At 35.3% G+C, this 7,870-nt stretch carries 4 protein-coding genes; all 4 read left to right on the forward strand.

Features of this window, described 5'->3' with window-relative positions; translation table 11 throughout:
- Positions 1-86 precede the first annotated feature (86 nt).
- Entirely contained in the window at positions 87-2,486 is a 2,400-nt protein-coding gene (locus B2U95_RS14370) for an ABC transporter permease (protein ID WP_296317342.1), read from the forward strand.
- 50 nt (positions 2,487-2,536) lie between these two features.
- On the forward strand, positions 2,537-4,921 hold the full coding sequence (locus B2U95_RS14375; RefSeq protein ID WP_296317344.1) for an ABC transporter permease: 2,385 nt from the start codon (positions 2,537-2,539) through the stop codon (positions 4,919-4,921).
- 25 nt (positions 4,922-4,946) lie between these two features.
- Positions 4,947-7,328 (forward strand): ABC transporter permease, encoded by a 2,382-nt coding sequence (locus tag B2U95_RS14380; RefSeq protein WP_296317346.1) that lies wholly within the window; start codon positions 4,947-4,949, stop codon positions 7,326-7,328.
- A gap of 24 nt (positions 7,329-7,352) precedes the next feature.
- On the forward strand, positions 7,353-7,870 hold a 518-nt coding region (locus B2U95_RS14385; RefSeq protein WP_296317347.1), incomplete at its 3' end, for an ABC transporter permease.

Genomic DNA, 7,870 nt, shown 5'->3' on the forward strand with positions numbered 1-7,870 from the left:
TGCTTCAGTATAAAATCAATTAATCAACCTATACTGAAGCGTTGAAGCCAAATTAATCGAAAAGCGAACAGTAATTTATAGAAACTATGTTTAAGAATTATTTCAAAATAGCGTTTAGAAATCTTATTAAGAATAAAGTGTATTCTTTTATAAATATTTCTGGTTTAGCGATTGGAATGGCTGCTACAATCTTAATAGGTTTGTGGATTGCTGACGAATTAAATTATAATAATCACTTTAAAAATAAAGCGACAATTGCACAAGTGTTTCAACATCAAACAATGAATGATGCTGTTAATACAGGACCTGCAATTCCGAGACCTTTAGAGTTTGCATTACGACAAGATCATAACGATAATTTTAAGCATATTGTCATGGCGTCTTGGGAGCAGCCTAGATACCTCAAATTTGGTGAAACAAATATTTATATATTAGGAAATGCCATGCAAGAAGGCGCAGCTAATCTGTTGGATTTAACAATTATTGAAGGTGAAAAAAATGGGCTGAAAGAAAAGAATTCAATAATGCTTTCTCAATCTACTGCAAAAACGTTGTTTGGTTCTAATTCTGCTATTGGTGAAATAATAAAATTGAATAATGAAGATGACTTAATTGTTAAAGGAGTTTATAAAGATATCCAAGTTAATAATACGTTTAGTGGTATGGAATATCTAATACCATGGAAATATTATGTAACGACTCAAGATTGGTTAGAGTCTGCTAAAGAATCTTGGGGAAATAACTCCTTTCAAATGTTTGTCCAAATTAATGAGAATACGAGTATAGATGCTGTAAACTCTAAAATAATAGATGTTAAGAAAAATGCATCAGCAGATACGGCAGAGTTTAATCCTCAACTCTTTCTGTTTCCTATGACTGATTGGTATTTGAGGAATGATTTTGAAAATGGTGTCCAAGCAGGTGGTCGTATAGAAAATGTATGGTTGTTTGGTGTTATAGGATTATTTATTTTGTTATTGGCTTGTATCAATTTTGTGAATTTGAGTACAGCGCGTAGTGAAAAACGAGCAACTGAAGTTGGTATTAGAAAAGCCATCGGCTCGAAACGTGGACAACTTATATTTCAATTTTTAAGCGAATCGTTTTTAATTGTATTTCTGTCATTTGTTTTTGCTCTTGGGATTGTATTATTATTTTTAAATGGATTTAATAATTTAGCGAGTAAGGCAATTGTTTTTCCTTGGGCTAATATTCAGTTTTGGTTAATATCATTAATATTTGTAATTGTTACCGCATTTTTAGCAGGTAGTTATCCAGCATTATATTTATCATCATTTAATCCTGTTGCGGTTTTAAAAGGCACCTTTAAGTCTGGTCGTTTTGCATCACTACCTCGAAAAATTTTAGTGGTGACGCAGTTCACGGTTTCAATTGCTTTAATTATTGGAACGCTTGTGGTGATGAATCAAATTCAGTTTAGTAAAGACAGACCTATTGGTTATGATAATGAAGGCTTAATTCAAATTCCTGTAATGAGTAATGAATTTATTGGAAAAAGAGATTTAATGCGCGAGCAGTTTATGGCTTCAGGAGGTGCGATAGAAATGGCTGGTACTAGTGCGCCAATGACAAATGTGTGGTCTAATAGATCTGGTTATACTTGGGATGGTAAACCTGCTGGTTTTCAGGAAGATTTAGCGTATACGACAGTGTCTTACGAGTTTGTAGAAACTTTAGGTTTAAAAATAATTGCAGGTCGTGGGTTTTCGAGAGAATTTGCAACAGATTCTAACGCGGTTATTCTTAATCAAACAGCAGTAAAATATATGGCACTTATAGATCCTATCGGAAAATATATTAGAGATTCTGATATAGAAGATATTGAGCCACCATTAAAAATTGTTGGAATAGTAGAAGATATGATTATACAGTCTCCTTATAGTCCTGTAAAACAAGCGATGTACGTTTTTGAGAGGAATAGCAATACAGCATTTTATAATGTGAGACTTAATCCTAAAAAAAGTACAAGCGAAAACTTAGCACTCGTTGAAAATGTTTTTAAAAGAAATTTCTCAAATACGCCTTTCGATTACCAATTTGTAGATGAAGAGTATGGGGCAAAATTTAGTTCAGAAGAACGCATTGCAAGTTTAGCGAGAGTATTTACGGCATTAGCTATTTTTATTAGCTGTTTAGGTTTATTTGGATTGGCATCCTTTGTTGCGGAGCAACGTACTAAAGAAATCGGTGTTCGTAAAGTATTAGGAGGATCTATCAGTCAATTATGGTTGCTGCTTTCAAAAGATTTCATCACACTTGTAGTTATTGCTTTATTGATTGCTTGCCCATTAGCTTATTATATCATGGGGCAATGGTTACAGAAGTTTAGTTATAGAACATCTGTAAGTTGGGATGTGTTTGCTATTGCTTGTTTTGGTGCTTTAATAATTACATTGATTACCGTGAGTTTTCAGGCTATTAAAGCTGCAACTGCAAATCCGGTAGATGCATTGCGAACTGAGTAATTAAGTCAATCAAAATGCAATCAAAAAACGAATAGTAATCATTAAACGTTATGCTTAAGAATCATATTAAAATATCTTTTCGAAATCTGTGGAAAAACAAATTGCTTTCTGCGCTAAACCTGTTAGGGTTGAGTATTGGAATTGGTAGCGTATTGACTCTGATTTTTTCGGTATATGCTTATTATAGTGCAGATTCTAATATTGAGAATCAAGAGCATATTTTTTATTTAAAAACCATTACTAGTGGCGGCGATACATACACCGAAACTCCCTACCCACTTCTAAAAGAAATTATAAAAACATCACCAGAAGTTGTTGCGGCTTCTCATTTACAGGGCTGGGATAATCCTTGGTTAGAATATGGCGAAGCGGAATTTCAAGAACGCGTCGATTATGTAGAGCCAGAATTTTTTGATGTTTTCTCCTTAGGGTTAAAATATGGTAATCGCAAAACGGCTTTAGACAAAAAGTATTCTATTGTCCTTACCCATAAAATAAGTGAGAAAATTTTTGGAGAAACGAATCCTGTTGGCAAAATAGTAATAGCAAATGACAGCTTAAACTTAACAGTTACTGGTGTTTTAGAACCTATTAGTCCGTACTCGGCATTTCGGTTGGGTGTTGTAATGCCAACTCAGCTTTTAGAAGATTACTCGAATTTTAAGGCACGTTCTGATTGGGGAGATAGTTTTAGTATGAATTATTTAAGATTAAGACCAAATACAAATATTGAAGCTTTCGAAAGCCGTTTAGAAGAATTAGTTCAAAAAAACTATTCAGACCCAACCAGTGTTGCGGCCATAAAAGTTATGCCCTTTGCTGATATCAGAATAAATACTATTCCGGTCGTTGGCACCATTATTAGTGGCTCTATAGCAGCATCAGTATTTATATTACTTATTGTACTGATCAATCTCCTCAATCTAAACGCATCAACAATGTATCGACGGACTAAAGATATAGCCGTGCGTAAAATATTGGGTGGAAATAAAAAAGATATTATTGTTCAGTTTTGTATTGAGAATGCCATATTAGTATTTGGAGCGATCTCAATTTCGGCACTACTTTTTTTAGGGTTTTTATTACCAAGATTAAATACAATTTATGGTGCCGATTTTGGACAGATTTCCTTTACTGTAGAAAAGGATTACCCAGTTATCTTGTTCGCTATGGCACTAGGCATTCTGGTTACTTTATTGGTAGGCATACTGCCTACGCTTCGATTTATATCAATACCCATATCTACAGCAATTAAGGGGAAGATAGATGCTATTAAGAGTAACTTTTTTGTTCGTAACTCATTTATAGTACTACAGTTTGGGATCGCAATTTTATTCATCTGTGTCGCAATTATCTTGAATAGTCAGATCGGCTTTATGAAAAATGCACCTCTAGGTTTCAGTAAAGAGAATGTCCTTGTCGGAAACATCAATCTATATTATAAAAATGAAGAAACAGCGTCATCAAATTTTAATACTTTATTGGATAAACTGAATACAAACGCTTATGTGAAAAATATATCAGTAAGCGGTGGGATTCCTTCAGATTATAATTTTAATTACACGAATTTCTACGATCCTGAAACAGAAAATGAAGTCCGTACACGTTACGCGCACGCAGATGAAGGCTATCTAAAGACCTTCGAAATTCCATTAGTGATGGGAAGAGATTTCGATGAGAATATAGATAAAGCTGATGATTATCCAGTAATAATAAATAGAACCGTGATGAAGGCGCTAGGATGGGATTCTATTGAAGGCAAACGATTGAAGGGAAAGGACGGCGATGGACTTGGTTATCCTGTGGTAGGTGTGATGGAAGATTTTCATTATCAGGATATGCAAAACGCAATGGAGCCCTTAGTACATTTTTATCGTGAGAAAGATGACCTTGCCTACCATCGTTTTCTTTCGGTTAGGGTTGAAGAGGGCCATGAAAAGACTGTGGAGAATATTAATGTTAGCGGATTTGGCAATATCGCATCACGAAGACCTTATGAACAAGAATTTCTAGATGATAAAGTCAGTGCACAATATCGCTTAATTGAAGGGATGTTAAAGACCGTAAATGTGGTAGCGCTATTGACGATTTTTATTTCGTGTTTAGGGATGTTCGGATTAATTTCTTTTATGGCAAAAAGACGCGTCAAAGAAATAGGCATCAGAAAAGTTTTGGGTTCAGGAGTATTAAAAATAATAATATTATTGTCTAAAGATTACATCCTTCTTGTAGGTATAGCTTCAGTTTTAGCTATTCCTATAGCTTGGTATGTAATGAACGCATGGTTGTTAGATTTCGCATATAGTATTGCTATTCAATGGTGGATGTTGGTAGTCGGTGGATTAATTGCCTTGCTCATAACATCCTTTACGGTAGGAATTCAAGCTGTAAAATCAGCAAGAGCTAATCCAACGAAGAGCTTAAACGCAGATTAGTTAATAATGTATTAAAGAAAATATTATGATCAAAAATTATTTCAAAATAGCATTTAGAAACTTATGGAGACACAAAGGGTATTCTGCCATAAACATAGGCGGTCTTGCGGTCGGTATGACGGCAGGCTTTTTATTGCTTTTGTACATAGGTTATGAGATGAGTTATGAGTCCTTTCACTCTAATAAGGATCGGCTTTATCGTGTTGTAACCGACATCGATACACCATCAGATAATTATAAGACGCCTATAATTGATTGGAATATTTTGAGTGAGATTACTACTGAATTCCCGGAAATTGAGAACAATACCAGACTATACGACACGGAGTTTGACGTACGTCTAGATGGCAACAATTATCATGAAAGTAAGGTGTTGGGGGTGGATGAAAGTTTTTTTCAAATCTTCGATTATGAGTTATTGCAGGGAAATCCAGTTGAAGTTCTTAAAACGCCCTTCACTCTAGTGCTATCAGAGACAGTTGCTCAGAAATATTTTGGAAACGAAAATGCGTTAGGTAAGACTTTGAAAATAATGGATGGTAATAGAATAGCTACTGTTACTGGAGTTATGAAGGATAATCCGAAAAACACACAGATTAATAGCGATATACTTATCTCCATGTCCACCTATACTGAAGTTCTGGATCCAGATCTTAACGAGTCTTGGGCTAATTTCGAGAACCGTGGTTTTGTTTTGCTTAATGAAAATGTGGATCCAAAAGTCCTAGAGGCGAAAATCGCATCTTACAATGAGCGTGCTCATGGCGAAATAATGAAGGAAACGGAATTGAATCTGACTTACTTCTTAGAACCTATAGAAGATATTTACTTATATTCAGAACGTGGATCTGGTGCACACATAGGTAATGTTTACATTTTCTTTATCGTTGCGCTGTTCATTCTTTTAATTGCCGCGATCAACTTTATAAATTTAACGACCGCAAGATCTGTAGAACGCGCCAAGGAAGTCGGAATACGTAAGGTCATAGGAGCACAAAAAAGTCAGCTTTCCATTCAGTTCTTAAGTGAATCTATCGTCATCTGTTTGTTTGCCTTTTTACTAGCGATGACATTTACATGGCTTGCATTACCCTATTTTAATATCCTTGCAGGTAAAGAAATTGCAAGCAGTATATGGAATGACCCTATTTATCCCTTAAGCTTATTTGGTATAGCGCTATTAATAGCACTCATTGCAGGATCCTATCCTGCATTGGTTTTATCGGCATTTAAACCAATACAGGTTTTGAAAGGTAAGTTCTCCAGTAGTTCTAAAGGTTCTAGACTACGCAAAGGATTGGTAATTAGCCAATTTACCATATCTGTTGTAATGATTGTGAGCACAATCATAGTCTATAATCAGATCAATTACATGCGCAGTCAGGATCTAGGGTTTGATATGAATCAGGTAATGATTGTAGAGACTGATGGTAGTAAACAGCAAAAAATAATGATTGATGAACTTAGGAATATCTCCAATATTATTTCTATCAGCACTGCGGCGACTGTGCCTGGTGGTGGTGGACAAAACAGTAGCGCCTTAAGTAAAATTGTAAATCAACAAGGCAATGAGCAGACGCTCGCTATTGAACTTTATAGAATTGACGATGATTATATCAATCAATTTGATCTTAAGCTACTGGCAGGGAGAAATTTTTCAAGAGACTTAGCAAGCGACAGTTTAGAATCAATGATCATCAATGAAAAAGCACTTGGATTGTTAGGGTATTCAGATCCAGAACAAATCATAGGCAAGGGCTTTGACCAATGGGATCGTAAAGGAAAGATCATAGGTGTAGTGAAGGACTTTCATATGACATCACTGCAAGACGAAATCGCACCGCTAAGCATGATCTATAATGGTTCTGGCAATGCATTGTTAAATTTAAAAATTGCTGGTAATGACGTTAGCGCAACTATCGGAGTGATAGAAAAAAGTTTTAAGAAAGCCTATCCCAACAAGACTTTTGAATACGCTTTTGTAAATGAATTATTTAATGAACAGTACGAGGTAGAAAAACGCTTCGGGACACTTTTTCTGAGTTTTGCACTGCTTGCCATTTTTATTTCCTGTTTGGGATTGCTAGGACTAGCGTCTTATAGCACGTTACAACGCCGTCGAGAGATAGGCATACGTAAGATTCTCGGAGCCTCTTCGATGGGAATCGTGAATCTATTGAGTAAGGATTTTCTAAAATTGGTTTTGATCTCCATACTCATTGCGACTCCTATATCATGGGGCATTATGGATAAATGGTTGCAGGACTTTGCTTATCGTATGCATATAAGCTGGTGGATATTTGCGATATCTGGCGGTCTTGCACTAGGTATCGCTTTTATGACTGTAAGTTTTCAGGCCATTAAGGCGGCGACCTCTAATCCTGTTAAATCATTGAGAACGGAATAATCAGCAATCAAAAAACAAACAATCATGATTAAAAATTATTTCAAAATAGCATGGAGAAACCTCATGAAGCATAAGGTGTTTTCTCTCATCAACGTTATTGGTTTAACAATCGGTTTAAGTGCCTCGTTTGTTATTGGTTTAATGATTTATTATGATACAACATTTGACGACTTTCATAAAGATGGCGACCGCATCTATAGAGTAGTTTCTGATTTTTATAGTCCAGATGGAGAATTTTCAGTCCCTGGTGTTACGCTTGCTTTAGAGGACGCGATAAAGGATAATTCAAATTTTGAAACTTTAAGTGGGTTTTATATTGAGAGACCTTCAAAAGTTGAAAACAAGGCATTAAATTCTGAATTCAAATGGCCAAACTTCGTAATTTTTACAGACGCAAATTATTTCAAAATATTTAATTATAAGTTTTTAGCAGGAGATAAGTCGGCTATTCTATCGTCTCCAAATAATGTGATTCTTACCGAAAATCGTGCTAGAGATTATTTCCCAAATACTGAGCCGTCAGATATTATAGGAAAGACTTT

It is taken from the genome of Winogradskyella sp. UBA3174, assembly GCF_002364335.1.
GTDB lineage: Bacteria > Bacteroidota > Bacteroidia > Flavobacteriales > Flavobacteriaceae > Winogradskyella.